General features: G+C 37.6%; 31 protein-coding genes, 1 pseudogene and 1 other annotated feature. Of the genes and pseudogenes, 4 read left to right on the plus strand and 28 right to left on the minus strand.

All coding sequences use genetic code 11. The features are described 5' to 3' along the window. Positions 1-196: 196 nt before the first annotated feature. The 5 genes from BMSHG_RS20400 to BMSHG_RS20420 all read right to left on the minus strand — a co-directional run bounded on the left by BMSHG_RS20400 (position 197) and on the right by BMSHG_RS20420 (position 5083). Entirely contained in the window at positions 197-670 is a 474-nt protein-coding gene (locus BMSHG_RS20400; RefSeq protein ID WP_019156332.1) for a (2Fe-2S)-binding protein, read from the minus strand. Next, the gene (locus BMSHG_RS20405) at positions 667-1503 is read right to left on the minus strand and encodes an FAD binding domain-containing protein (protein ID WP_019156333.1); all 837 of its coding nucleotides are present in this window, start codon (positions 1501-1503) and stop codon (positions 667-669) included. Before BMSHG_RS20405 ends, BMSHG_RS20400 begins: the two co-directional genes overlap by 4 nt. Before the next feature lie 2 nt (positions 1504-1505). Next, positions 1506-3824, minus strand: a complete 2319-nt coding sequence (locus tag BMSHG_RS20410) for a xanthine dehydrogenase family protein molybdopterin-binding subunit (RefSeq protein ID WP_019156334.1) — start codon at positions 3822-3824, stop codon at positions 1506-1508. Positions 3825-3838: 14 nt separating this feature from the next. Continuing rightward, positions 3839-4006 carry a glycosyltransferase family protein gene (locus BMSHG_RS28315; RefSeq protein ID WP_019156335.1) on the minus strand — a complete coding sequence of 56 codons (168 nt, stop codon included), beginning with the start codon at positions 4004-4006 and terminating at the stop codon, positions 3839-3841. A 108-nt stretch (positions 4007-4114) separates the two neighbouring features. After that, entirely contained in the window at positions 4115-5083 is a 969-nt protein-coding gene (locus BMSHG_RS20420) for an XdhC family protein (protein ID WP_019156336.1), read from the minus strand. A 228-nt stretch (positions 5084-5311) separates the two neighbouring features. On the opposite strand from BMSHG_RS20420, the gene BMSHG_RS20425 reads away from it, so the two are divergent. Then, complete coding sequence (locus BMSHG_RS20425; protein WP_187371860.1) at positions 5312-6508, plus strand: SpoIID/LytB domain-containing protein; 1197 nt, start codon at positions 5312-5314, stop codon at positions 6506-6508. A gap of 312 nt (positions 6509-6820) precedes the next feature. Here BMSHG_RS20425 and BMSHG_RS20430 read toward each other — a convergent pair whose 3' ends face one another. The 4 genes from BMSHG_RS20430 to BMSHG_RS20445 form a co-directional block, all read right to left on the minus strand. Beyond that, entirely contained in the window at positions 6821-7183 is a 363-nt protein-coding gene (locus BMSHG_RS20430) for a hypothetical protein (RefSeq protein WP_148347004.1), read from the minus strand. Between the two features lie 105 nt (positions 7184-7288). Continuing rightward, positions 7289-7504, minus strand: coding sequence for a hypothetical protein (locus BMSHG_RS20435; protein WP_019156339.1), 216 nt, complete (start codon positions 7502-7504; stop codon positions 7289-7291). A 181-nt stretch (positions 7505-7685) separates the two neighbouring features. Beyond that, positions 7686-7934: a rhodanese-like domain-containing protein gene (locus BMSHG_RS20440; RefSeq protein ID WP_019156340.1), complete on the minus strand. Its 249-nt coding sequence runs from the start codon at positions 7932-7934 to the stop codon at positions 7686-7688. Positions 7935-7945: 11 nt separating this feature from the next. Further along, positions 7946-8911 carry an MBL fold metallo-hydrolase gene (locus BMSHG_RS20445; protein WP_019156341.1) on the minus strand — a complete coding sequence of 322 codons (966 nt, stop codon included), beginning with the start codon at positions 8909-8911 and terminating at the stop codon, positions 7946-7948. Between the two features lie 299 nt (positions 8912-9210). On the opposite strand from BMSHG_RS20445, the gene BMSHG_RS20450 reads away from it, so the two are divergent. Continuing rightward, positions 9211-9795 (plus strand): helix-turn-helix domain-containing protein, encoded by a 585-nt coding sequence (locus BMSHG_RS20450; RefSeq protein WP_019156342.1) that lies wholly within the window; start codon positions 9211-9213, stop codon positions 9793-9795. 38 nt (positions 9796-9833) lie between these two features. Here the strand turns inward: BMSHG_RS20450 and BMSHG_RS20455 are convergent, their stop codons facing one another. From BMSHG_RS20455 to BMSHG_RS20525, 14 genes are all read right to left on the minus strand, one after another. Further along, positions 9834-10379, minus strand: coding sequence for an MOSC domain-containing protein (locus BMSHG_RS20455; RefSeq protein ID WP_019156343.1), 546 nt, complete (start codon positions 10377-10379; stop codon positions 9834-9836). A 28-nt stretch (positions 10380-10407) separates the two neighbouring features. Then, a complete protein-coding gene (locus BMSHG_RS20460) occupies positions 10408-11199 on the minus strand; it encodes a pentapeptide repeat-containing protein (protein WP_019156344.1) in 792 nt (263 codons plus the stop codon). A 102-nt stretch (positions 11200-11301) separates the two neighbouring features. Beyond that, the gene (locus BMSHG_RS20465; protein WP_019156345.1) at positions 11302-11688 is read right to left on the minus strand and encodes an SLAP domain-containing protein; all 387 of its coding nucleotides are present in this window, start codon (positions 11686-11688) and stop codon (positions 11302-11304) included. 27 nt (positions 11689-11715) lie between these two features. Further along, positions 11716-12696: a type I pantothenate kinase gene (gene coaA, locus BMSHG_RS20470; RefSeq protein WP_235776424.1), complete on the minus strand. Its 981-nt coding sequence runs from the start codon at positions 12694-12696 to the stop codon at positions 11716-11718. A gap of 173 nt (positions 12697-12869) precedes the next feature. Then, a complete protein-coding gene (locus BMSHG_RS20475) occupies positions 12870-13508 on the minus strand; it encodes a methyltransferase domain-containing protein (protein ID WP_019156347.1) in 639 nt (212 codons plus the stop codon). Positions 13509-13557: 49 nt separating this feature from the next. After that, positions 13558-14994: a proline--tRNA ligase gene (gene proS, locus BMSHG_RS20480; protein WP_019156348.1), complete on the minus strand. Its 1437-nt coding sequence runs from the start codon at positions 14992-14994 to the stop codon at positions 13558-13560. Between the two features lie 250 nt (positions 14995-15244). Then, positions 15245-15455: a binding site (T-box leader), on the minus strand. 138 nt (positions 15456-15593) lie between these two features. Further along, positions 15594-15905 carry a putative quinol monooxygenase gene (locus BMSHG_RS20485; protein WP_019156349.1) on the minus strand — a complete coding sequence of 104 codons (312 nt, stop codon included), beginning with the start codon at positions 15903-15905 and terminating at the stop codon, positions 15594-15596. 19 nt (positions 15906-15924) lie between these two features. Further along, positions 15925-16116, minus strand: a complete 192-nt coding sequence (locus BMSHG_RS20490) for a hypothetical protein (protein WP_019156350.1) — start codon at positions 16114-16116, stop codon at positions 15925-15927. 105 nt (positions 16117-16221) lie between these two features. Next, positions 16222-16938: a class I SAM-dependent methyltransferase gene (locus BMSHG_RS27220; RefSeq protein WP_019156351.1), complete on the minus strand. Its 717-nt coding sequence runs from the start codon at positions 16936-16938 to the stop codon at positions 16222-16224. Positions 16939-17035: 97 nt separating this feature from the next. After that, positions 17036-17680 carry a YdeI/OmpD-associated family protein gene (locus BMSHG_RS26610; protein WP_019156352.1) on the minus strand — a complete coding sequence of 215 codons (645 nt, stop codon included), beginning with the start codon at positions 17678-17680 and terminating at the stop codon, positions 17036-17038. A 25-nt stretch (positions 17681-17705) separates the two neighbouring features. Continuing rightward, positions 17706-18074, minus strand: a complete 369-nt coding sequence (locus BMSHG_RS20505) for an iron chaperone (protein WP_019156353.1) — start codon at positions 18072-18074, stop codon at positions 17706-17708. Positions 18075-18764: 690 nt separating this feature from the next. Beyond that, on the minus strand, positions 18765-19595 hold the full coding sequence (locus BMSHG_RS20515; protein ID WP_019156355.1) for a glycerophosphodiester phosphodiesterase: 831 nt from the start codon (positions 19593-19595) through the stop codon (positions 18765-18767). A gap of 230 nt (positions 19596-19825) precedes the next feature. Next, complete coding sequence (locus tag BMSHG_RS29335) at positions 19826-19954, minus strand: hypothetical protein (protein ID WP_262362303.1); 129 nt, start codon at positions 19952-19954, stop codon at positions 19826-19828. Between the two features lies 1 nt (position 19955). Further along, positions 19956-20858: a LysR family transcriptional regulator gene (locus tag BMSHG_RS20525; RefSeq protein WP_019156357.1), complete on the minus strand. Its 903-nt coding sequence runs from the start codon at positions 20856-20858 to the stop codon at positions 19956-19958. Between the two features lie 318 nt (positions 20859-21176). Between BMSHG_RS20525 and BMSHG_RS20530 the strand changes: the two genes are divergently transcribed. After that, positions 21177-21983, plus strand: a complete 807-nt coding sequence (locus BMSHG_RS20530) for a sulfite exporter TauE/SafE family protein (protein WP_019156358.1) — start codon at positions 21177-21179, stop codon at positions 21981-21983. A gap of 72 nt (positions 21984-22055) precedes the next feature. On the opposite strand, the gene BMSHG_RS20535 is transcribed toward BMSHG_RS20530, so the two are convergent. From BMSHG_RS20535 to BMSHG_RS20550, 5 genes and pseudogenes are all read right to left on the minus strand, one after another. After that, a complete protein-coding gene (locus tag BMSHG_RS20535) occupies positions 22056-22589 on the minus strand; it encodes a DUF4269 domain-containing protein (RefSeq protein ID WP_019156359.1) in 534 nt (177 codons plus the stop codon). Then, positions 22552-22743, minus strand: a complete 192-nt coding sequence (locus BMSHG_RS28495) for an NUDIX hydrolase (protein WP_019156360.1) — start codon at positions 22741-22743, stop codon at positions 22552-22554. The genes BMSHG_RS20535 and BMSHG_RS28495 overlap by 38 nt, the downstream gene beginning before the upstream one ends. Before the next feature lie 21 nt (positions 22744-22764). Continuing rightward, positions 22765-24054 (minus strand): tetratricopeptide repeat protein, encoded by a 1290-nt coding sequence (locus BMSHG_RS20545; protein WP_019156361.1) that lies wholly within the window; start codon positions 24052-24054, stop codon positions 22765-22767. 141 nt (positions 24055-24195) lie between these two features. Further along, positions 24196-24318, minus strand: a pseudogene (locus BMSHG_RS29480) (DUF5316 family protein); the annotation flags it as partial. A 57-nt stretch (positions 24319-24375) separates the two neighbouring features. Further along, positions 24376-24714, minus strand: a complete 339-nt coding sequence (locus tag BMSHG_RS20550) for a hypothetical protein (protein ID WP_019156362.1) — start codon at positions 24712-24714, stop codon at positions 24376-24378. 245 nt (positions 24715-24959) lie between these two features. Between BMSHG_RS20550 and BMSHG_RS20555 the strand changes: the two genes are divergently transcribed. Further along, complete coding sequence (locus BMSHG_RS20555) at positions 24960-25262, plus strand: hypothetical protein (RefSeq protein ID WP_019156363.1); 303 nt, start codon at positions 24960-24962, stop codon at positions 25260-25262. The last annotated feature ends 288 nt before the right edge of the window (positions 25263-25550 follow it).

The following is a 25550-nucleotide window of genomic DNA, read 5'->3' on the forward strand; positions in this document are numbered from 1 at the left end:
AACCTTTGCTACTATTACACCCAATGGAGTAATTGGGGCAAACTTTGCTGAAAGACCAATCGTAGAAGGTACTGACGAAGAATCTTGCTTATGGAAACCGGATGTCTGTGAACCACTTGCTGACATCATGTTCGTTCCAACGACACTCCTACAACATGGAAATTCACCTCTAGCATATAGGTACAAGGATAGACCATCATGTTGATCTACCCTTGTTTTTTTCCACTGCAGCAAAAACAGCTTCTTCGATTTCTTCGTAGGATGTGCACCGGCAAATATTAGAGGAAAGCCATTCTTTTATCGTTTCGTAGGAGGGATTCGGATGTTTCTCAAGAAGGGATTGTATATTCATAATAAATCCCGGCGTACAATATCCGCATTGGAAAGCAAAATGCTCGATAAACGATTGCTGCACCGGCGTGTGAGCTAATCCTTCTATCGTTATAATTTCACAATCTACAGCTTCAACTGCTAACATAATACATGACTTATAAACGGTTCCATCAATGAGTACAGAGCATGATCCACAATCTCCGTTTAAACATCCTGGCTTTGCCCCTGTTAAAGAAAGTTCACCTCGCAGGGCATCGAGTAAGATGTCAGCGGGACGAATCGTGACTTCCTTAAGCTCTCCATTCACATTTAATGGGACAGTTATTTTTTTCGTCACTTTTTCCCCTCCAACTCTAGGATGATATCTTCCAACGTATTTTTTAACACAAATAAACGGTACTCTCTTGACCCTTCAATATCATCCAATACATGGTCTGGAAGAGATTCAAGAGCTTGTTGAATTCGATTCTCTAAGGACATATTGGTTTGATTTAATGCATCCTCCATTTCTTTTGAACGAAATGGATATGGACATACTCCACTAAAAGCAAAGCGCAGACGGTTCTCTACTTTTATGGAGGACACCGTTAATAACGGATAACCTGTTTCCCATTGCTGCCTTTTTTTCAAACTGACAAAAGGCATGGATATATAGGCTTGCTCTGTTAATAATTGAATGACAAACTGTCCCTCTGCAAGTTGAAGTGCTCCATTAAAAATACTATGAATAGGAAGCTTTTCTATTCCATTCTCACCCGCAATGACAACATCACTATCACAAAGTAAAAAAGGTAAGATCGCTTCTCGGTAAAAAATTTGGCCGCATATATTTCCACCAAGAGTAATTTTATTTCGTGCTGTGTGGTCGGCTACTCCCTTTGCGACTGCGCTGAGTAAAGGAAATAAATTTTTCTCTTCAATTAAGGTAAGAGGAAGTGCTGCTCCAGAAACTAGTCTATTCTGATAAAAATCGAAAACAAGACATTCTTTTACTGATTTTATATCAATCACGGCATCAAAATGGAGGAGATTTAGACGACCAAGCGTTAGAATTTCAGTACCTCCCGAATAATACAGGGCGCGTTTATGATCCCTTTTTAACAAAGCGAAAAGCTCTACTGCCTCTTCAATCGACTTTGGTTTATAGTAATCAATATTAAATGGTAACAAGGTCACTTCCCACTTTCTTTCATCTTCCACAACACTTCAGGGATCATCGGTAAGTAATTAATGTTCACTGAGAGTGCGGTTGAAAGACTATTTCCGAGAGCAGCTGGCATTCCAATTAGGGCATGTTCTCCGGCACCTCTTGCTCCAAATGGGGCATCAATTTGCGGGGTTTCCACAAAAGCGACTTCATATTTGGGATGCTCGCCAAATCTGATAGGCCGATAGGTTCGTAGTTGAGGATTTAACACCCTTCCTTCTTCATCAAAGCGAAACGTTTCTCTTGCCGCAAAGGATAAGCCCATACTCATCGAACCCTTTACCTGCCCCATTGCTGTTTTTTCATTAAGTACTTTTCCTACATCAATAACCGCAACCGCCTTTAAGACTCGATATGTGTAGTCTCTTGTATTTAACTCGATTTCTACCCCTTGTGCGCCAACCGTCCACTCAGGACCAGGTCTTCCCGCACCCGTCTCTTTGTCTAAATGGGTCATCCCTCGAAGAATATACGTTCCACGACCAATGATTTGTCCGCCAATCGATGGTCCTTCAGGAAATGAGTATCCATAAGCAATATCTTTAACAGGAATAAATTGCGTAGGATCATCCCTGACATACACTTTCCCGTAACCAACTTCTAAATCTTCCTTTGATACTCGCAATAGAAAGGAAGCCAACTCTTTCAATTGTTTGATAACATCCTCGGCTGCCGTTAAAAGTGCTCGACCTGCCATAAATGTTCCTCGGCTTGCCACGGTTTTCCAATGCTCTGGCGTGCTTTGCGTGTTCACACCCATTTGCACGTGGATATCATCTATATCCATTTTTAGTTTTTCTGCAAGCATTTGCGCCAGCACTGTCTTCGTTCCCATCCCAATCTCCACGACTCCGGACATTACATTAATCGTTCCATCTTTATTAAATGTTAGAACGACTCCTGAACTAGCGTCTGGATCAATCGTTGATGTCTTCCATACACAACTAATTCCTTTTGCTCTTACTTTGTTATCTCCAAGTTCAATGACTTGCCCCTCTTCCCATTTGATCAATTCTTTCAATTTGTTTATACATTCGGGTAAATTCCCCACCGTACTAGAGTTTAAAACGACTTGTGTCGGAGTGGTGTGTCCTGGCAGAATCGCATTGCGTGCTCTCAGTTCAAGCTTATCCATATAAAGTTTCTGCGCCAGCACATCCATCGTTCGTTCAAAGGCAAAATGAACTTCCGAATGACTAAATCCTCGGAACGGAGCAGGAAAGGGATGGTTCGTATACATACACAAGGAGTCACACCAAATATTTTCAATATGATATGGCCCTGTGCAATCAACTGCTCCTGCCCGGCTTAAATCAATCGCTTTATCAGAATAAGCTCCTCCATCCCATAAAAGGAGAATTTCTGCTACTTTGAGCTTCCCTTCCCTTGTCGAACCTAACTTCACCTTCGCTTCCAATCCGATATGACCAGGAGAGGTCACCATATCTTCCTCTCGTGTATTGATGATTTTCACCAATCTTCCATTTACCGCTTTTGTCGCCAGATAAGCGAGTAGTTCAAGCTGCACTGACGCTTTTCCCCCAAATCCCCCTCCAACTAATGGGGTGTTCACGATAATACTTCCTAAATCAACACCAAAATAATCCGCTATTAATCTTTTAATCATAAAAGGAGCTTGAGAGGATGCAGTTAATTCAACCATTCCATCAGGATGTATTTGAGCAAAGGTTGCACGTGTTTCCATGGCGACATGGTCAGAAGGTCTAAAGGCAAACTTCTCTTCAACGATTACATCACTTTCTTGCCATCCCCTTTCCCAGTTTCCTTTGCGAATTTGCGTTTTGCAAGCAATATTTGTCCCCGGCACAGGGTAGACCATATTAAACTTTTCATAGTTTTCAAGGTTAGGATGTAATAACGCAGCATCTTTTTTTAATGCTTCAGATGGTGAATTTACTACCGGGAGCAATTCATACTCAACTTTGATTGCTTCTGCACCTTGTTTTGCCAAATAAGGGGTATCAGCGACCACTACGGCGACCACTTCTCCATAATACCGAACCCGCTCCTTTGCAATCGGGTAGCGATCCCTTAATTCCTCGCCTGTGAGCGGTAAACTTTCCCCTGTAATTATCGCACGAATTCCCTTTATTTTTTCGGCAATGGATGTATCAAGTTGTTTAATATTTGCATGTGCATATGGACTTGTCACCAATCGTCCGTAGAGCATCTCTTTTGTTTCAAAGTCAGCTGTATATGTTGCATGCCCCGTTACTTTTTCAAGGGAATCCTTGCGCATAACTCCTTTTCCGATAATATGCATGGAATGGCCCTCTTTCATGTTAATTTATCGGTTATTTCTCTATATTCTTCTCTTGTATCAATATCGATAAATAGCTTTTCATCTTCAAACGGTACGCTTTTTCCGATTATTTGTGGATCGTTTGTGAGAATATGCTTTAATCCTCGATCACCACTCAATTGGTCAACGAATGAAAAAAGCACTTTTCCAATGAGAAGTGGTGGTCTTATTATATTTTGATAGCTTGATGCGACATAGTATAGTTGCTCTTTATCAAACCTGCTGCTAGATAAATTCCGACGATATAATGATTATTTTCCATGGTTCATCCTATAGGTTTGAATGATTTCAGCCATAATGCTGACCGCGATCTCTTCTGGGCCTTGTGCTCCAATCGGTAATCCAATTGGATAATGGATGTGGTCTCGATTGATCGGATCAGGCAGAAGCCGTCTCGTTCTTTCTTTCGAACCTAGAATCCCTATGTACGCTGGCGAAAAATTTAAAACAGCATGTAAAAATTCTTGATCTTTGGAAAAATGATGACTCATAATCACGATGAAATGACTTTGAGAGATGCGTAGTAAATCGACTATGTGAGAAGGAGAACCAATATAGTACTCGTGCGCATTAGGGAAGCATTCTTCATTGCAAAGCCCTGATCTCCAATCGCATAGCTTCACAATAAATCCAATTTTTGAAGCGAGATCAACTAAGGTTATCGCATCCTCTCCTGCCCCAAATACGCATAAAATCGGTGGTGGTGTAAAGTAATAAGTAAACCGATATCCTTCATCGGTTCTATAAAAAGTGGGCAAAGAGCTTGTGACAAGGTCCTCATCTATGATTTCAAAAGCACTTTTTTTCACGGTAAAATCCTCACTAAATTCTTTTTCATGATAGACCGCATAACCTTGTACTAACGCTTCTTTTACACTGAGTAAGCTAGTATGCAATGATTGGGTTATTGGTTCTACAAGAATTCGGATTACCCCATTACAGCCCATTCCTTGGCCCCATCCTACATCATCAATGGCACTCGTATCATAGATGACAGTTTGAGGGATTTCTGTTTGGAAAATTTCTCTACATCTTAAAAGCAAATCTTCCTCCAAACAGCCAGCAGACAGCATTCCTACTTTCTCCCCATTTTCTTTTATAATCATGAACGTGCCTTCTCGTAAGTAAGCAGAACCTTCGATTTGGATAATTGTGGCAAGAATGCATTTCTCGTTCTCATCTTGTATGCTTTCTAATATTTTCAGCGTGGATAACATCATTTTTCACCACCCAATTTTTACCTCATACTTTAGAATTTATGAAGTAACGTATGGAAAAATCACACGAAAAATGTGAAACCTGCTTGTGGACATCACCAAACAGCTTCATCATGCATAATCAAAAACCACATCATCAATACTAACGATATGAAAATTCTCAAGCCGATCATTTTGACCATTTTATTTTTATGTTTTGCTAATGATGTTTTTGCTGATGAGTTAATTACAGTGAAATTGAGGAATTACATAGGAAATACTTCTGAACTATCATTACGATTAAAGGGGGAGTATTTAACATTAGATCCAGCCTTGAATCTTAAAGAAGGGAATGAATACACACTTTTAGTAAAAGGGAAGAAACTGGTACTTAAACAAGGCAAATCAAAAATCAAAGTCGATAAACCTTTTATTTTATACCCTAAATCATATGATGAAGAGCATTTAGTTTATATTAATGATAGACCTTATATGGGGGCAGTCGAATTCCATATCGAGGAAAAAAACAATATTCGCCCTGTGAACCAACTTCTTTTAGAAGATTACTTAAAGGGGGTTGTCCCGTTTGAAGTTTTCCCCACTTGGGATATTGAAGCGCTAAAAGCACAAACATTGGCCGCTCGAACATATACGATTATGCATAAAGATTCTACGCTTGATGATACCATTCAATATCAAGTCTATGGAGGATATAGTGATTTTGCGAAAACGAATCAAGCTGTCATCGATACGAAAGGCGAAATTATCACGTTTAAGAATAAACCGATTAGTACCTTCTATTCGGCCAGTAATGGTGGGATGACAGAAAGCAATAAAAATGTTTGGGGCGGTGAGCCGACTCCTTATTTTCCCATCAAATCCGATCCGTTTGATCCGATTCAGCCATGGAGCTTCACCTTGAATAAAACGCAAATTGATTTAGATGAAGTGAATTGGGAGCAGTCTAATTGGTGGGATAAATTAGAGGAAAAAGATAAGAAAATTACAGATTCTATGAAAAATTGGCTCCAGAACAATGGATATATCGGGGATATTAAAATATTGAGCATTCCCCATTTTTCAATCGAAAAGGGTAAAAACGAGTCCTCTCGCTCGGTCGAAGGTTCTTTCCATCTTGAATTTATGAGAAGACTATTTGATGGAACAGTTTTATTTGAGAAGCTTTCACTAGACAATGTTGAATTAAAGAAAATCAGACCTATCATCAGCGGAGTTCATTTTAAAAGCTATTTAATCAGCTCTTTTGAGGGAACACCAGATTCTTATAAGGTTAGTGGGAAAGGAAACGGTCATGGAGTTGGCATGAGTCAGTGGGGAGCCAGCATAATGGCTGACAAAGGGAAAAGCTATAAAGAAATTATTGAGCACTATTATCCCGGGACGGAAATTGAAGTTTATGAAAGCCAGGAGGAAACGGTGAATAAGTGAAACTCTTTTTTACAAAGGTTGTTTCTTTATGAATGTGAGCATCATTTCCTCAGAAAAACAAGTAGCGAATAGTGGTGTACAAAATAATGTGTAGCACACGGCATTCGAACATTTACGAAAAACGACAATCAAGCCCAGAACAGCGATCATTAAAAGAGCGTTCTTGATTTTTTGCGTTGTCCTCATAGGGACACTCTATGAGGACAACGTTCACGTTCACTGGTTTTCCTCTCGACTTTGTCCTCATGAACACTCTATGAGGGCATCCTTCACTAGGTTTCCTCCCTCACACACTCTAATCCCTCGATATTCTTACTTTCTTACCTGAACTCTGTCTCTTTTTTTGAGAGCTTTTCGATTTGCTCTTGATAATTTTTTTCGACCTTGTGGCTGTTCTTCCACCGCCGTTTTTTTCGGATAAAGCAGGATCGGCAACAAAAATGTAAGAACAAGCCCCATTAAATAAAGCACCACCAGATAATAGATATCTTTCACTTCTTCACTCATTAAATCCAAGAACAATCCACTACTCGGCATGTAATATCCTGGGATACCAATAAAACCAATAATAACAATAGAAACAAGGTATATTTTCCAAATTTTCGATTCACTTGGTTTATACATTCCATCCGCAATCACTTTTGCTTTTGAAAAAAGAAATATTACGTATGACAAATAAAAAATAAGGCCTGCCCAAAAGTAAAGAGTCCCAAAATAGACGAAGAAAAATGGCATTAGAAGAGAAATACCTAAGTTAAAAACAAAAAAAAATTCATCAACCTAGATATTTCTCATATTCCCACCCTTGTTTCCAAGCACGCCATCCAATGTACACTTGACTAAAGAGAAGAAGAAAAAAATAATAAAAAGTACAAACGAAAAGACCACTAATGTTACGAGTGTAGTGTATATTAAATGCATCATGACTAACCCCAAAACATAAGGGCTCTTAATATAGCTTTTAAATGTCCGCTCCAGCTCTTCTTGCTTTATCATCTCAAATCCACCCTTTTCATTTTATATGTTTATTTACTACGGCTCTAAAGGGCGGAAGTTTCAGATTGAAAAAAGGCTTTCTTCACACACTTGTTTTTATCTACATTGCTTTTCTTCGAAATAATATCAATGTTAGAACGTTTAATATAATGGTAACGATCAAAAATACTACAGAAAAAAATTATTCTACTTCACCTTCCCATGCTAACATTCCACCGACCATATTCATCACCTGAAATCCACGTGATTCTAAAAATTGAGACGCACGCCCACTTCTACCTCCTGAGTGGTACACGATAACAAATTCCTTTGGTTTTTCTAATTCATGCAATCGAAATTCTAATAATCCTAAAGGAATATTTATTGCACTAGCGATTTTACTATTTTTTACCTCTTCTGCTTCTAGTTCCTTTGCTGTTATTTGCCTCATCAAGATTCTCCTTATAGATGTCTCCACCATAGATTGGATGGAAAGTCCTTTGAATCAACCAAAACAGTTTCTCCGATTTTGGGTGTCAACATGCGCACTTCGTTCTTCAATGCAGCTTCCATGGCTCTTTCAACTGGATCCGTCCAGGAATGATAAGCCAAAGTAAATCCTCCCCAATGCACAGGTAGTAAAATGTCTCCTTTTACATCAAGGTGCGCTTGTACCGTTTCCTCTGGTTTCATATGAATCGCTGACCATCGTTCGTCATACTGTCCACATTCCATTAAGGTTACATTAAACGGACCATACTTTTTTCCAATGTCTTTAAAATGCGGTCCATAGCCACTGTCTCCACTGTAAAAAACCTTGCATTCTTGACCTAGAATGACCCATGAACACCACAAAGTCGTGTTACGATCATGTAACCCTCTTCCTGAAAAATGCCTTGCAGGAGTACAAGCTAGAGTTAGATCGTTGAACTGAATTTCCTCCCACCAGTCATGCTCAGAAATCTTATCAGCGGCCACTCCCCATTTTATTAAATGTTTGCGAACTCCTAGAGGAACGATGAATCGAGAGGCTTTATCTTTTAAGCGTTGAATCGATTGATCATCCAAATGGTCATAATGGTCGTGTGAAATCATCACTGCGTCAAGCTGAGGATAATCATCGAGCATATCCAATAAGTTACCCGTATATCTCTTTGTACCGACCCATGGTACAGGTGATGGTCGTAAATTAAACATCGGGTCGAATAAGATCTTCTTGCCTTCTATTTCAAGGTAAAAAGCGGAATGACCAAACCATGTAATTCGTGGACTATTCGCATTCACTTCATTTACTTTAAACTGCTCTATAGCAAGCGTAACTGAAGGTCTGCGACTCGCTCTCCCCTTAACAGCATCCTTTAGCATGCTAATCATTGATTTCAATCCCATATTCATCGTAGTAGTTATTTGATTTTCGAATTTTTTCATGAAAATTGCCCCTGAATATTTTATAGTGGTACCATTAAGATACCACTTTCTTCGTTCTGATACATTTTTTAACCCCCTTAAAGAAACCGACCAGTATCCTTAATGACTCCCCTCATATTCTTGCATGATGGATTGTCCGTCCCCAATCAAGAAAGCCAAAAGCAGAACAGCTACGGTAACGAGCACGAACCATTACATATACATATCTTTTTTCAATTCTAAATCATACTCTACGGATCGTTTGTTGCTTATCTTCCTATCTCATCTTATGATGGCAATAGATTAGAGGAGGAAAAAGCATGGACAATCGTAAAATTGGAGAGTTAATTTTATCTTTGCGAAAAGAAAAAGGCTTAACACAAAAACAATTAGCCGATCACATGAATATATCAGACAGAACCATCTCCAAATGGGAGCGTGGACTCGGATGTCCTGATATCTCACTATTACCAAGCCTGTCTGCTCTCTTGGGAGTGAATATAGAAAATATCTTAGATGGAGAATTATCAGCAAATGAATTCATTGGAGGAAATATGAAGAAGTCGTATTATTTTGTTTGTACAACTTGTCAAAATATCGTATTGGCAACTGGAAATATGAGCGTTTCCTGTTGTGGAAAAAAGCTTGAACCGTTAGTGGCAAAAAAGGCATCAGATGATGAAAAAATGTCCGTTTCAGAAGTTGATCAAGAATGGTATATTTCGAGTGAACACCCCATGACAAAAGAACATTATATTTCATTTATTGCTTTTGCTACAGGTGCTCAAGTACAGATGATCAAACAGTACCCTGAATGGGGGGTCCAAACACGAATTCCAAAACGCAAACATGGCATGCTATTATGGTATGATACGCAGCTTGGATTGTATTATCAGTATATTTGATCCGATTCCCACACTGACTATTCGAAAGTGTGGGTTTTTTAAACACGCTTCAGTTTCTTAAATGGCCCTGAAGGTGGAACAACTCGAATGGCATCACCTGGCTTTACGATTCCGCTCTCGCAAACAATTCCCATGATCCCTGCTTTTCTTATTACATCCCCACTCTCGTCCTTGTCTAAAACTGCTTTTAAAAGCCCAGGTTGAAAATGATCGATTTGAGCACAAGGATTGCGCAATCCCGTTACTTTAACCACTGCGGTTTCACCAAGATATAGAAGTGTACCCTCAGATAACCTGAGAAGGTCAAGTCCAGCAGTCGTTATATTTTCACCCATTTGACCAGGCGTTAGATGAAAACGATCTTTCAACTCTTCAAACAACTCTTGGTGGATTAAATGTACTTGTCTTAAGTTTGGTTGATTTGGATCCTTCAACACTCTTGAACGGTGTTTGACTGTAGAACCAAAATGAGCATCTCCTTCAATTCCTAACCCCGTAACCAAGTTTATCCTCTCTTTATTTTCCTTACTAAATGTGTGTTTGCCACTAACACTAACGGCTATTACCTTTGCCTCTTTTTCCATTCATTTTCCCTCCTCGTTGCATTTCCTATCACCAATGCTTTGGTCTTTCTAAAAATTCAGGAATCTTTGTATGGACGTTTCCTTTAGCTGAGTTGAGTTGTGATTGTGTGAGGAAAAGCGCTCCATCAAGATTTGCATGACTCAGATCAGCATCTCGTAAATCGGCTCCAATAAAATCTACTTTTCTTAAATCAGCATGACATAAATTTGCGGAAATCATCAGCATGCCTCGAAAACTACTACCTTTGAAATCTCTTCCTGATAAGTTTGCTCCGATATATTCTAAACTTTTCTTTTCCTGTTTGCGACTTATTTTACGGTATATTTGACTTGCTTCTACTAATAACCTATTCACTTTACTTCTATGAGATTGCATATCCAATTGGAGAATTTCCTCTGGCGATTTTCTCGTGAGTTCAACCGTTTCATCATACATATTCTGTAATTCGGAGTAGAGAGACTCCACTTCCTTCAAACATAGTGCTTGATCCAGATACCATAACATTTCATGGAGTTGTTGGGTAAGAGGGAACACGGTAAACATTTCCTTGCTAAGCTCTGGGTTATTTCTCCAATCTTGTCCATCATACATTTTTTGCGACACATATTGTCCAGCTCCAAAGCATTCATATGAAACACACCCATTAAAACCTTTGTGCTTTAATTCATGATGGATATGACAAAGGTGGTCCGTCGATAAATGACGACAGGGCACTCCACCATCCTTATTGATTGGAAAATCTGCAGAGATCGCATAGGGCAAAGCTACACAACATAATCCAAAACATTGTTCACAATCAGATTTAAAAGCTAGATTCATAGACAAACACCTCTATTCAAATAACAGCCAAAAAAACTATAACTATTCTTCCGAAATGATAATTGCCTTATTCTACTTCGTTCGTATAAATCGGGATCCTTTTCATGAAACTTTATAAATTTCTAAATGTCCGTGCTCAAAAGAGGATCGATGTAAATGACTCTCCTTTGGAAAAATAAACGTCCAAGGCATACTCACCTGACCCGGAATCACCATTTGAGGGATGGTAAAGAAATGTTCTGCCACATAATCCCCCTCAACGCTGTATCGCACCCTTGTGTTATTAAATGTAAGCGGTTGGTCCATATAATTATGAACCAACACGGTAATAAGTAGTTCTACTTTATGATTAAGAGCTTCTCGAATAGGAGCACATACAATGTCAGAGCTATTCAGAGCCCTTGTTTCGCGAAAAATACTTTCAATCAAATATCGATCTCCGATTGCTAATGCTCTTTCCCACGAAGGGTCAAATTGCAGCTGTTCCATCACTATACCACTCTCTCATTTACAGAACTAATTTTTCCTCACTCTAATATTCTCTACCTCATGATTAAAGCTTTTTTCAATGATAAGATCGGCACGGAATTTAGTTGGGAGAATATTTTTTTCAAGATTTACTTTATTGATTCTTGTCCAAATATCTGTTGCTGTCCGCTCTGTTTCACTCTCCGATAGGTCGGCATAGCGTTTAAAATATGATTCGGGATTCGTGAAGGCCGTTTTCTTCAATACTTTAAATCTTTCTAGATACCATTGGAAAATATGTTCTTCCTCCGCATCAACATAAATGGAAATATCAAAGAAATCAGAGACAAATCGACTTGGAATGCTGTCGCCAACCTGCTTCGGTGTTTGCAATACATTAATTCCCTCTATAATCACAATGTCTGGCTGGCAAACTTCATGGTACTGATTTGGGATTATATCATAATGCAAATGAGAATAGATTGGCGCACGGGCACATCGATTTCCTGACTTCACTTCTGTTAAAAATTCAATTAAACTCTTTAAATCATAACTCTCTGGAAATCCTTTTCTATCTGCTAAACCTTTTTCTTTTAATACATCATTGGGAAATAAAAATCCATCCGTCGTAATCAAATCAACCTTTGGTTGGCCTGGTAAATCTAAAAGTAAAGATTGGAGGATTCTAGAGGTCGTACTTTTACCGACCGCCACACTTCCCGCTACCCCAATTATAAATGGCGGTGTCTTTCTGTCCTCTTTTAAGAAATGGCTCTTTAACTCATGTGAGTGCTGTGCAGCTTCAATATTGACAGACAGATACTTGACGAGCGGCAAATAAATTTGACAAATCTCTTCGTTTGTCAAATTTCCAATTACGCCTTGCATTTTCTTAATTTCTGATTGAGATAAATGGAGCGGAGAACTAGGGTGCAAGCTAGCCCACTCTTCTCTTGAAAAAGAAAGATATGTTGAATCATTTTCAGTTGGCATCATTAAACTCCTACTATCAATACTAATTAAGGTCATATTTATATTTTCCTTATCTTTTTGTTAGGATTTCTTTAGTAGATTTGAATAATTACCTCGTTAGTGTAACATTGATCGCACGAGAAAAACACTCATACATTTTCCAGTTTCTGAACACTTTTCATAAAAAAACTTTAAGGCCATTTATCACCTTAAAGTTTTTTTAGCTTTATCTATTTTTTACCGATTAATATGTCTAAGTCAATCGTCATAGCAGTAGACTCTTTTTCTAAAAAAGATTGTATCCGCTCATCTGCTATTCCCCACGTTAGAGGGGTCATTTGAACCAATGAGTGGAGCGTTGATTTATTCAAGGTTACTTTATAACTCAACCTCGAACAATTCACCAATCGAAAACGATCACAAAACCTTTCCACTGTCTCTTGATTCGAGTAAGATTGTTTTTTTGTTTCATGATAAAAATATTGTCTGATTTCTTTTAAATACTTACTTTGAGGTACCACTTTTACCACTAGTCCATCAGGTTTTAATAATCTATTAAATTCTGCATAATTTGATGGAGATAAAATATTGAGAATAACATCTATTTTTTCTTTTTTTAAAGGAGTATGGGCAAGATCTGAAACAAGCCAAATATGATCAGAACTGTTTTTTGAAGCGACCTGAATCCCTTCTTTTGAGATATCCACTCCTACTCCAATAACTTCATTCAAAGCAACTAGATTGCAAATACTAGATAAATGTGAACCTTCACCACACCCCATATCAAGGATCGTTATGTTTCCATTTTTATTCGCTTTCGCACCCACAATTATCTTTGCAATTAGCGGTTGAAAGAATGATGTCCCCATACAAAAAAGCCAACTCCTCAGTTAATAGAAGTTGACTTTCGTTTAATGATTAATATGCACGAGCAAACCAAACAGTGTGTTTCGCTTTTTCACCACAGCAAATGCATGTCTTCTTCGTTGTTGGTGGGTTGAATGGAATGTTACGCGTTGTGAATTTAGTTTGTTCTTTTACTTTCTCCTCACAAGCATCATCTCCACACCAGCCAGCAAGAACCCAGCCAGGAATGGTTTCATTTTGTTCAGATTCTGTTAAATGCTGTTCTAACTGCTCCATCGTATCGATATGAGTGTGTGAATTCTCAGCACGGAAAGCTTTTGCTTTTTCGAATAGGCGTGTTTGCATCGTTTCAAGTTCTTTTTCAATCGCTTCGACAACTGATTCTAACGCAACAGATACTTTGTCTGCCTCATCACGTGCTTTCATTAAGACTTGATTATTTTCTAAATCACGTGGTCCAAGTTCAATGCGGACAGGTACCCCTTTTAATTCCCACTCATTAAACTTAAATCCTGGTGATTGGTCGCTATCATCAAGACGCACGCGAATTCCTTTTCCTTTTAACACTGCAAAAATCTCGTCTAACTTCTCCATAATCGCAGGATTCTTTTTCCAAGGACCAACTGGAATTAATACAACTTGTGTTGGAGCGATTTTTGGTGGTAACACAAGTCCTTGCTCATCGCCATGAACCATGATCACAGAACCAATCAAGCGAGTCGATGTACCCCAAGACGTAGTATGAACATGCGTGTGTTTATTCTCTTTCGTTAAATATTTTATATCAAATGCTTCAGCAAATTTTGTCCCTAAATAATGAGATGTTCCCGCTTGGACAGCTTTTCCGTCTTGCATCATCGCTTCAATGGAGTATGTATCAACCGCTCCAGCAAAGCGTTCAGATGGTGTCTTTTGCCCATCATAAACCGGAATCGCAAGCAATCCTTCTACAACTTCCTTATAGATGTTTAACATTTGCATCGTTTCTTTACGTGCATCTTCCTCATCGACATGAGCGGTATGCCCTTCTTGCCATAAAAACTCAGAAGTACGGATGAATGGCAATGTTTTCTTCTCCCAACGGAACACATTGGCCCATTGATTGATTAAAACGGGTAAATCTCGATAGCTTTTAATCCAATCAGAATAGAGGTGACCAATCATCGTTTCAGAAGTTGGACGCAGCGCTAAGCGCTCTTCTAATTTCTCCCCTGCTGCCTCTGTTACCCAAGGAAGTTCTGGAGAAAAGCCTTCAATATGATCTTTCTCTTTTTGGAAAAAAGATTCTGGAATTAACATTGGGAAGTAGGCATTACGATGACCTGTTTCTTTAAAACGTTTGTCCATTTCCGCTTGGATATGTTCCCATAATTCATAGCCATCTGGCTTAAAGGCAATACAACCACGCACTGGCGTATAATCCATTAAATCTGCTTTTTGGATGGTATCGATGTACCATTTTGAAAAATCTTTTGTTTGTTGAGACATCTTTCTTCCTCCTGAAAAAATTAATATGACCTAAAATAAAGCTCTTTTCGCATACATTGTTGTTTTGTAAACACTCTTGGTATAGAAATACACTATTTCCCCTAGGAAAAACAAGCATCTCTTAGCGAAAAGTGCCTTGCAAAATAGTGTGTGACTCTGAACCTAGTACTAGGCGTTAATATCGACTTTTGGACATTTACAAATAACAATCATTACAAAAACAGCGTAAAAAAAAGCATAAAGAGTCCTATATAAGGACGTCTTTACGCTTGTAGACGTGGTACCACCTTAGTTCGACATAATCAATTTATGTCCTCTAAACGTTTTTAACGAAACGACTCGGTTAGTTTGGCTAACATCTCCGTGGTAGGTTTCAATAAGGAGGGGTGATATAGCTTTCAGCCGGGGCTATATTTTCTGGTTCACAATCCTTATTTACTTGATCACATCATTGAATACATATTTGAAATTACTATATCAATTTGTGGCTTGGAATTCAATCTTTGTCGTCATTTCTTTATGAAATCTTCTCTATAACTTCCTTCTTAACAGATGATCCAAAGTGAATCAGCCCCTAAATTTATTGATCTTTACATAATTTAATTTATACCCTTCCCACCTATTGCTTGCAGTGTACTAATTCTCTCCATACCAACAATGATTGGTTTCGCACGTTTGATTAATGTCTGTGTCGCTTCAAGTGTTAATGAAGCTTGATGGGCATTTTCTTCACTCCACACTTCATACACGTAGACCGCATCTGGCTCGTTTTCTGCTGTACTCACAATGTAAACCTCGCAATCCTCCAAATCCTTCATCGATTCTGCTGCTTCTAGCAAGAGCTGAACCATCGTGTCACGTTCGCCATCTTTAATTAGAAACTTGCCAAAAATACTAAATTTCTCACTCATTTCGTTTTCCTCCTTTTTATCAAACGATCCAAAACGCTATCATAAAAACAATTCCAGCAACGATAAACGCAAACACGAGTTGACCGATCATTTGTTTGAATTTCTTCTCATTAGAGCTTGCCTCTTGACTATCTTTGAAAAATGACAGTAGTCCTGATGAAAATATCGCATCCCATAGTTTCCATGTTTCTCTACCTTTTTTATCGCCCAACTCACTCCCTCCTCGACCATTATTAATCGATAACCACAAAAAAATCGACTACAATTGTTTCATTTACGTTGACAGTTGCACTCGAAAGTTAAAATACATATTGAGCTATTTCTTCGCAAGGACGATAAATTCTTTACTCATATCGGTTGCATTGGAAAATTCCCAGTCCCCAAACACTTCGATATGTCCAAAGCCAGCTTTCTTTAGTTGATTTTCGAGCATGGCACGGGTTCTAAAACTTAGCTGACTGTATTCCTCAGCAATTATCTGGTTAGTCTTCACTTCTTTTAAACTTGTTTTGAAAGTCACAATCCCGTTGCTGATGCTTTGAAATTCGTGCCAATGCTCTGCCTGCGAATCCGATTTAGGAACAGAAATTAGCTTCCTCGTCTTTTCATATGTCCAGTCCTCCCACCCTTTTTTCATAGGATTTCTCGAATCGAATGTTACGTACCCGTCCTTTTTTAATGTTCTATATACATCATGTAAAGTAGACTGCCACTCTTCATCACCAATCATCTCTTGGGCAACATGTGCCGTCATGATCACCATATCATAAACTTCCGTTGGCATATCCTTCGCTGTTCCAATATGCCAATCAATGAATTCGTTGATGTCTTTCTTTATTGCTTCCCGAATCGCTCCCCCATCAGGATCATAACCAGACATTCTATATCCTTTCTCTCCTAAAGGAATCGTTAACCTCCCCGTACCACATCCAAGATCTCCGATCGTCTCAGGATTTACTTTTTCAATGATTCGCAGAAAAAACTCATCATCCACATCCCATTTATTCAACTGATCATAAATTGAATCTGTCATTTTATTCCCCCTAAATGGATTCATGTTATAACTATTCGGTTTTTTTCCTGAAATTCCTTTTAAAAATACCTTTCAGCCAAGGCCAAAAGGTATTTTATTAAGCATTTTTATGAGAGCCGTCACAGTTAGGCATTCTTTTAGATAATCCACAAATACAATCCTTTAACCCTTTTCCCATGAGAATACGTTCCAGCGATTTTTCAATTCTTGTCTCCCGCGTTTTTGACTGCTTCGCTTGGGCAAAATGGTGAAGATATCCTTTTTGCCTTCCAGGTGTTAACCCTTCAAAAGCTTCCTTTAATTTAGGCATTTCAGCGAATTTTTTCTCTAATTCTTCTGGTACGCTATATTCGCTTTTCACTTTTAAGGTTACTTCCAATCCAGCCTTTTCAACGTCAATCGCCTCTTTCATATATTCTTTTATAACAGGCTCCAAATCAATGATTTCTTGTAGATTGGTAAAACGGAGCTGGCGTGCAGCCTGCACATTCTCAGTTTGTTGGATCAGGATTCCATGCTTATCTTTTAATAGAGCACCTTTGTGAAAAAGTATCGCACAATACTCCTTAAATCCATGAAATAAAAAAATATTCTTACCATCTAGTGTGTAACAAGGATGCATCCACTTAAAATCCTCTGTCAGTCCACTATCAAGGGACATCTCTCTCAATTTCACAAATTCTTCTTTCCACTGTGTCGCATTATTCAAAAAATCTTCGACCTTTGGATTACGAATCGTCATAATTAAACACCACTCTTTTTTCTATTTAACGCCAAAACTTTGTAAAATCAGCTTTATCCTCAATATTAAACGCAATCATTTTCTCTAATAGATCATAATTGACTGGTTCATTCCAAGGAATTCGAAACAAGCCTTTTGTCGCACTGTAACCAGCTTGTTTAATATCATCTGCAAATTGTTCGATACCCGCTTCTTCTGGTGAAATGCTTAGATGATGTTTCGCTATTGATAGACCAATGATGTATGTACCATGATCAGAAAACATCGGCGTATTCCACTTGAATTCAGGTTTTAAATTCGGAAATTTTTCCATTATCCATGTCAAAATTTCCTCTGTCCGTTCCCTTTGCTCAGGATGGTCGATACCCGCTAAATATTTTTCAAAAATCTCCATGCTTTCCCTCCCATAAATATGTTTCAAACCCCTTTGTCGTTTAACATTTTCTTTGAAAATTCACTACTAGAATCCCTATTTTCTACTATATATTTTACAGCGGCGCTAGTCAAAATGACCGTTATATTATTGCTGTGCTCTTTTCCCAGAATACAGCAAATTAAAAGAAAGCTCTGTCTGCACTGTAGCGTAATTTGGACAGCTTGTCTCTGCTCACTCCTCATTGGTGTCCGAATATGCGTGCGATTCGGACTCTCTCCTCTTTCCTGTCCGAATATGAACCAGATTCGGACAAACTTCACTACTCTCTCCTCTTTCCTGTCCGAATATGTGCGCGATTCGGACAATCCCTACTACTTTCTCCTCTTTCCTGTCCGAATAGGAAGCGGATTCGGACAATCCCTACTACTCTCTCCTCTTTCCTGTCCGAATATGTGCGCGATTCGGACAATCCCTACTACTTTCTCCTCTTTCCTGTCCGAATAGGAACCGGATTCGGACAATCCCTACTACTCTCTCCTCTTTCCTGTCCGAATATGAACCGGATTCGGACAAAACTCACTACTACTCTCTCAATCCTGTCCGAAAAATGTATCCAGATCATAATTGAAACAACAAAAAAGCAAGAGGAGAATAGCAGTCGCTTTTCTCTTCTTGCTTTTTAAGTTTTTCAGAAATCTCTACTAAGAGCTATTTTCTTGGGTCTACATAATCTGGATAGTCCGTAATAATAGCGTCAACTCCCATTTCAAAAAGGAAATCCACCGCTTCTTGACTACGTGCTGTCCATGAGCCCATTTTCATCCCAAGTGAATGAACCTGGTTCACTAGCTCTTCCGTTACGATTCCATAGCTCGGATTAAACCAATCAGCATACGTTGAAAACTCTTCCAAAGCCTCTGCCGTAGTATGGGCACGATTAGATGTTAACACACCGATTGGAACTCGAGGTAGCAGCTCATTCGAAATTTTCATAGATTCGAAGTTAAAGGATTGGATAATGATTTTATTATTTTTCGGTTTATCCATGTTACGCTCTTTTAATGCTTGTGCCACTTGTTTTTCAATACCAGGGTAAAGCTCAGGTGCCTTTAATTCAATTAAAATTCCTACTTTTCCGCGGTAACGATCAAGAATTTCTTCAAATGTTGGGAGTCGTTCTCCAGCAAATTCTTCCCCAAACCAGCTTCCTGCATCAAGGCTACGGAGCTGTTCAAAGGTTAAATCCCTGACATTTCCAGTTCCGTTTGTAGTACGATTCACTGTTGTATCATGGATTAATACGAGTTCACCATCTTTACTTCTTTGCACATCGATTTCAATATAATCTGCTTTCATGTCAACCGCTAAATCAAAAGCAGCAATTGTGTTCTCTGGTGCGTAACCGGAAGCACCACGGTGCGCTACATTATCCATCTGCTTTCTTTCTCCTACTGATAGTTCTCCCGCTGACGCTTGGCTAAATGGATTAAACAATAACGTGAACGCAACCCCTGCACCTACTAGTAATTTTTTGTTCACCTTTCCCATCTCCTATCTAGAATATGTATTCAACTGTATTCTAGTAAAGGGATGTTAATGGCGTTTAGTGATACATTTACAGCTTAATAAAATCTCTGTGAACAAAATTCCAACTTATTCCTTACGTTTTTTTACAATACATTAGTCAAATTGCTTGATTGGGTACACTCTACTGCTGCTAATTCCTCACAACACTCGATTATGATTGAACAAAGTTCGCTTCTAGTCCCTCATTTTTTTACATCTCCTAAATAAACAGGTGCCTCTTCATACTTTACTTTGTATTTCGCAAATTCTGAGGGTAAATCTTTTGTTCCATTAAATTCTGAATATCGCTCTACTTCATTGAACATATTCAAGCTAACAACCACGTTCTTCCTTATTCATTCGAATAAAATTAATAAAAGATCTTACCCCTGTTTTTTGAAAGCGATGCTCTTTTTGCACTAACCACAACTCTCTTTTTATTTGGAAGTTCGAAATTTTAATTTCGCACAGCGTTCCATATTTTAATTCATTTAATACTGTTAGCTTAGGGAGAATGCTAATCCCTAGTTCAGCCTCTACAGCACTTTTAATAGACTGCATACTGCCGAGTTCCATCGAAACTTCAATTTGATCCAGAATAGCCATTTTTCTTAAGGCCTCTTCTACGATTAAACGAGTTCCTGAGTTTTCTTCTCTCAAAATTATTTTCTCATTGAGTAGTTCCTCAATATCAATCATTTTTCTCTTTTTCCAGTGGTGATTAAAAGGAGCGATTAGAATCAATTCATCTTCAGCAAACTTTTCAATCATAAAATCTGAATTTTTCACTGTACCTTCTACCAAAGCAATATCAATTTCATTGTTGGTTAATTTTTCTAAAATGGTTGGTGTGTTAGCAATCGTTAAATTAAATTTAAGATCGGTATGACGTTTTCCGAAACTCCCCAGTAAACCCGGTAATAGATATTCACCTATCGTCTGACTAGCACCTACATGTAGTGAAATCTCTCGCTCCCCTTTTATTTCCTGTAATGCCTCATGTGATCTTTTTAAGTATTCAACCATTTCCTTCGCAAAAGGGTAGAGCACTTTACCTGCTTCAGTCAGTACTAATTTCCCCTCTGTTCTTTCAAATAGCAATGTCCCATACAACTCTTCTAATTGATGAATTTGTCGTGTTACCGCTGGCTGTGTTACAAAACCTTTTCTTGCTGCTTTACTGATACTACCTTCTTCTACGACACAGCAAAACATCTTTAAATTCTCAAGATTCATGTTTGCAGTTCCACCTTTTTATTTACATTCATTTTTTGTGCACTTACTCAAAATTCATCATTTATTTCCACAGAAAGTCTTACTTACATTGTTGAAACGACTCAATTGCTTATGTCGTCAACTTCTCTTATTGTATAAAATATTCACGTTTTGAATGGCGGGTATTCCATTTGTTTATAGGCTATAAAATAATCTTAATATGCAGATCTTATTACTTCTGGTAATTTAAAGATAAGGCTCTTTTAACTCAATAGTAGTCACAGAAGAGATACTGGTAAAATTGAAGGCCAAAAATACCAATATAGAAGGGAGTCACTGATGGAAATAACAACTGGATTGCTACTTCTTTCTGTAGGAATGATTGCTGGCGGTTATGGAACCATTGTTGGTGCAGGTGGAGGATTTATATTCGTACCAGCACTGCTTCTATTATTTCATATGGACCCTATTGTGGCGTCTGCCTCAGGGATTGTCATTGTGTTTATTAACGCCTTATCCGGAGTACTCGGATATGCCAAACAACAAAAAATTAATTATCGAACAGGAATTATCATAGGGATCGGTGCATTTCCAGGCTCTATGCTAGGAATTTGGTTGCTCCAATTATATTCATCTAGTTATTTCTATGTTATTTTCGCAACTGTACTTGTTGCACTCGGTATTTTTTTATTTGCGAAAAATTCGCCGTTTAAAATCTTTCCAAAGAAAAGCACTACTTCTGTTAGCAAGGAGCAGAATACGGCGGGAAAAATGTCCATTGAAAACCCACATCTACCAATAAAAGGATTGCTTCCACTTGGTTTCCTCATGGGAGTACTATCTAGCTATCTTGGGATCGGTGGTGGCTGGCTTCTCGTTCCAATTCTCATCTATTTGTTTAAAGTCACAGCACATTATGCAACAGCCACTTCTATTTTTTCACTTTCTCTTTATTCAACGATTGGAGTCATTTCACAAATATTTTATAGCAATATCGATTGGCTGACAGTCCTATGGGGTGGTATTGGTGTAATCATAGGAGCACAAATTGGTGTTCGTTTGTCCCAACGAATTCCAAATAAGATGGTTATTCAAATGCTCTCAGTGCTTTTAATCGTTATTGGTTTTCGTATGTATTTTACATAATTTACAAAGTTAATTGCTTGTTTTCAGATAGACCTATGTGTAAAAATACCACACTGGATCCGATCTTTAACGTTAAATATACCCCATATTTCTACCAAAGGTTAAAAGACTCTCATAAGGATCTTTTCCTTCTAATTCTAGCACTTGGCAGAAAGCTGGTTCAGTCTTGAAGCCTTGTTGCTTAAGGGATATGACTTTTGCCTTCACTTCCGGAAACTCCTTGATAACGGCATCTTCTATTAACATATGAAGATACGCATACTGGCTTTCTATCGGCCGCGGTTGCCCAAACAGTTCAAATTCAAATCCTTCAAAAATAAAATTTGCTTTTACGACTGGCTGCTCTCTTATTATAAGTTGTTTTATTCTATAATTTTCGTTCTCACGATAAAATATATTTAACTCTTCTTCAAATCGTTTTAAATCATATACTTCCATGATCATATCTAAATCCGAACCTTCAATATCCATTTCGATGGGCAACGTCCCACAAAGTGTAGGATTATACTCAGATAGTTGTTTCATAATCCCTAAAGATTCAATTGCCGCAAAGGCCCTCTTTTGTTTCTCATTTCCCATTTTTAAATAATTCGTATTTCTGAACATCGTTACTCTCCTCGGTCTTCTCAGCGTTATTTAAACTCCTCTCTATACACCCATGGCCAACAATTTGATATTCATCCATTGCTAGTGGATTCCCCCGTACGTGAGATTTGCCAGTTTTGTCCCTATCTTTGTCATATATATCCCAAACTTCCATAGAATCACCACCAACTTCACTTTACAAATTTTGAACACGTGGATCGTCTGGATACATTTCCTTTAATTTTACCTTTAATTGGACTACTATTTCTTCGTACATGATTAAGTCTTTATTTATTATTTCGAGATAAGCACTAACTGGATCAGAAATATTTTGCCGAATCGCATCACCAAAAGGGGATGTAAATGTACTATCTGAAATGTTCTTTCTTATCCTTTCTTCGGACATTTCCGTATATTTTAGAGATTCTTTCAGGTCACTTAGTAGTAAAATTTCAGCCAACATTTGAAGATCATACACTTCTAATTCTTCCTTACTTTTTAACATCGTCATTGTTTCTGACAGTTTAGATTGCTTTACCAATATATGCGGCATAGTTCTACTGACAGAAAGATTATTTGGCTCTAGCCGAAGTACCTCTTCATAAATATGCTGAGCCATCATATAATCTTCGTTAACTTGGTACTCCTCAGCTTGATTCAATAACTCGGTAATGACGTCTCTTTTTTCTATATAACTACTCAATAATTTTTCGCTATTCATCCCTACTATTTGACTAAGAGCTTGCTCTAAATCCATATCCTTTAAAGCTACTAAAATTTCAGGAACAACTGCCATTCCGAATTGATCAACAAGTTCTTTTACAGCAAAATAACTTTGGAGATACGGGTCAGCTTGCCCATCTCTTTCTTTATGAAAAGAAGTATTTGTAATTAGATCTTCAAAAGCGATTTTTTCTACTAAATCAATATTAACATCCGTATTCCTGTATTGTATTAGTTCAGAAATCCCTTCATTAAACCAAGTGGGTACACTTTCAACAGAGATTCCATGTTCTTCTAAAAAGCGATCCGTTCTATAATGAGCATACTCATGATCGAATAGCTCCTCAAATTTATAGCCAGGCAATAATTTTTCACTCATGAGATGCATTGAATCATTAAACGGAAGGTAATACCCGCTTAATTTCTCAGAACTTGAAGCATCTTGAATGTCCTCTTCATTTGTATACACAATAACAGTCAATTTATCAGAATTACTTCCATATAACTTGTCTAACTCTTCTTTTACTTTTGGATAAATCGTTTTAATCGTTTCCACTGAAGCCCGATCTTCTTTTTCAAACTTAATCTCCATCCCCTTAAAATTTTCGCTAAGTAGTTCCATATTAATGGGATTCAATGTCCTTTCGTTCACTAAGTCGGTGGCAAAGTCATTAAATACTGTTTTCACCTTATGTACAGCATATACACCGAACAAGGTAAGGAAAATGAATACAATAATTAGGATTTTAAATACTTTTTTCAATGGTAGTATCTCCTTCTTTTGAAGAATGATTGAATCCTATTTTAAAATAATTGCCCTTATAAGGTTATACGAATGGTTTTCAGTCAGGAATTCTCTTATCTTCCATCTCATATTAATCGTCTAGTTCAGAATAATAGCTAATTATTTCAACACAAAAATTAAAAGAAAGGTAATTTTAAAATTAGGCAGTCCAATCAAAGACGTCCTGAACATTAAATGATTACGCTCAATCCACTCTTCCCTACTCTCAGTTGTATAATTTAATCGTAATCGTTTTTTTCACTTTCTTTTAGCAAAAGAATTTAGGAACGATCTAATAAACTAACTAATATAATGGACAATGATCTGATAGATCGCGATGGAAAGTCCTAATAAACTTGCTTTCATTTTAGATGGGTGATAGCTTTTACTGCGGTATAAATACAAAAAAACAACCAAAAATCCCAATGGGATCCACAGTTGAAATTCCCCATTTTTTGTACTCTGAGAATAAATTGGAGCGGCATAAGCACTAATCAAAAAATAAAAGAAAACTTTATAACGCCCTGTATCTAATTGCTTTCCCCATCTTATTAAAAAGAAAAGAATAATCAGTCCGATAATCGTAATATGTAATGGGGGTAACGCAAGAGTCACTCCATCTCCAATTTTAAATTCCAATTGTATTCCCTCCTTTTTTAAGTGGAATTTTTTCACGGCTCTGCCTCTATATTACCATAATCCTCCAATTAAAACTTAGAATTATTTTAACATTTCTCATCTAAACAAATAAGCGTTATTAAAAATAATTGTCCATTCAAACGCTCCTACCATTCCTATAATATGAACTTTTTACAACCTTATTTAATAGATAATAAATGGATGGTATAATAATTGTTAAGAACAAGAAGAAAGGAGAGAAATCTGTGGAAGAAATTTTAAATCAAATTTTAAATGAACTGAAAGAAATGCGAGTAGACATAAGTGAAGTGAAAGGAGACGTTAATGAGATACGGGTTGATGTTAATGAATTGAAAGTGGACGTTAATGATTTGAAACAAGGACAGGACAGACTAGAAGTTGGGCTAGAAAAGTTACAAAAGAACCTTGTTGAAAGTTTAGATTTATACACAGATAAAATTGTAAACCATGTTGATGATAAAATCGAAGTTTTAAATAAAAGAGTTTTCAAAGTAGAAACAGAGATAGAGAGATTGACTAGACAATAGGAAGCCCCTACTGCATTTTAACCATTTTATGATTCCCACTTTATACTTTTTGAGAAAAAAAAGTAACCTAAAACATACAAGAAATCCAAGCATTATTTTCCACTTTGACTCCTTTTTTCTATATAACTAATCGTTGGATACCATTCATCCATTTGACTAAAAAGTTCTGCTAATTTAGCAGAGTCCATCCCTTATGCTTCAGGAGTAGATACCCTCCATCTCTTTAATCATTTTATCCATCATTTCATATATCCCTGTAATGCGGTTATAACGTTCTTTTATATTCTC

It is taken from the genome of Robertmurraya massiliosenegalensis JC6 (assembly GCF_000311725.1).
Taxonomy (GTDB): domain Bacteria; phylum Bacillota; class Bacilli; order Bacillales; family Cytobacillaceae; genus Robertmurraya; species Robertmurraya massiliosenegalensis.